Source organism: Streptomyces sp. NPDC058650 (assembly GCF_042717315.1).
Taxonomy (GTDB): Bacteria; Actinomycetota; Actinomycetes; order Streptomycetales; family Streptomycetaceae; genus Streptomyces.
In genome coordinates this window covers 1-1,390 of the sequence record NZ_JBHXRL010000059.1, presented here as the reverse complement: position 1 = coordinate 1,390, position 1,390 = coordinate 1, and the positions used below count along the sequence as shown (strand labels likewise).

General features: G+C 74.5%; 1 protein-coding gene. It reads left to right on the top strand.

The genetic code is table 11. The features are described from left to right. Positions 1-41 precede the first annotated feature (41 nt). Positions 42-1,390: PucR family transcriptional regulator (locus ACFWWU_RS37210; RefSeq protein ID WP_384153624.1), on the top strand; the 1,349-nt coding region annotated here is incomplete at its 3' end.

The following is a 1,390-nucleotide window of genomic DNA, read 5'->3' as shown; positions in this document are numbered from 1 at the left end:
CCCCCGCGGCAGGGCTGCCCGGGAGTGCGCTTTCGGCGCCAGTGCTCTGGGCGCACAGCTCCGACCTCGCCGACCCCACGCCCTTCCTCGATGCCGGACACGTACTCCTGACGACCGGCACCCAGTTCGGCGACGACGCCGAGGCCGGTTTCGCCGCCGCCTACGTCGCTCGGCTCCGCGAGACGGGTGTCGCCGCGCTCGGCTTCGGCACCGAGGTGATCCGCGAGGGCACGCCCGAGTCGCTCGTCGAGGCGTGCATCGCACAGGGGCTCCCGCTCTTCGAGGTGCCCTACCGGGTGCCGTTCATCGCCATCGCCCGCACGGTCGCCGACCTCATCGCCGAAGACGCCTTCGCGCGGCAGGCGTGGGCGCTGAACGCGCAGCGCGCGATCTCGCTCGCCGCGCTCCGCCCCGACGGCCTCTCGGCGACACTCGCCGAACTCTCCCACCGCCTCGGGGCATGGGTCGGACTCATCGACGCGACGGGGTCGCTCGACCGGGAAGCGCCCGACGACGGACTCGGCCAACCGCTCCTCGGCGAGGTCGTGGGCGAGGCGCGCTCGATGCTGCGCCGCGGCCAGCGGGCCAGCCGCACGCTGGTCGCCGGCGAGTCGGTCGGGTCGCCGCAGCGCATGACCCTGCAGACGCTCGGCGGCGGCGGGGCGCTCCGCGGCGTGCTCGCGATCGGCGACTCCCCCGAACTCGACCAGGCCGGCCGAGAGGTCGTCACCTCGGTGATCGCCCTCGCCGGCCTCGCGCTCGAGCAGAACCGCGACCTCGACCGGGCACGCGGTCACCTGCGATCGGGGCTGCTCCGCGGCATCCTCGCGGGAGATCTCGCGCTCGCCGAGCGCGTCGCGACCGAGATGTGGGGGCCGCTCCCGTCGGCGCCGATGCGCATCGCCGTGACGGATGCCCCGCTCACCGGCGTCGATCGCCTGACCGAGCTGCTCGAGCTGCGCGTCGAGGAGCGCGGCGGCCGGCTCTTCTTCGGCCGCGACGACGAGCAGTTCGTGCTGCTGCTCGAGGAGGTCGACACCGGGCTCGCCGATGAACTCGCGGCCGAGTTCGAACTGCCCGTCGGCCTCTCCGACCCGATCGGCACGGGCGGCATCGCACTCGCCCACGAGCAGGCGCTGCGCGCGGTCGAGCGCGCCCGCGAATCGGGCTCCGGCGTCGTGCTGTTCGACGAGATCAGCCGGCAGGGCGTGCTCGCGTTCCTCGCTCGCACCGATGCCCGCGCCGTCGCGCTCGCGACGCTCGCCCCGCTCACCGAGCACGACGCCGAGAACGGCACGACGCTGCTCACGACGACCCGCACGTGGCTGCAGCACGGCGGCCAGTTCGACGCCACGGCGCAGGCGCTCGGGGTGCACCGTCACACCGTGCG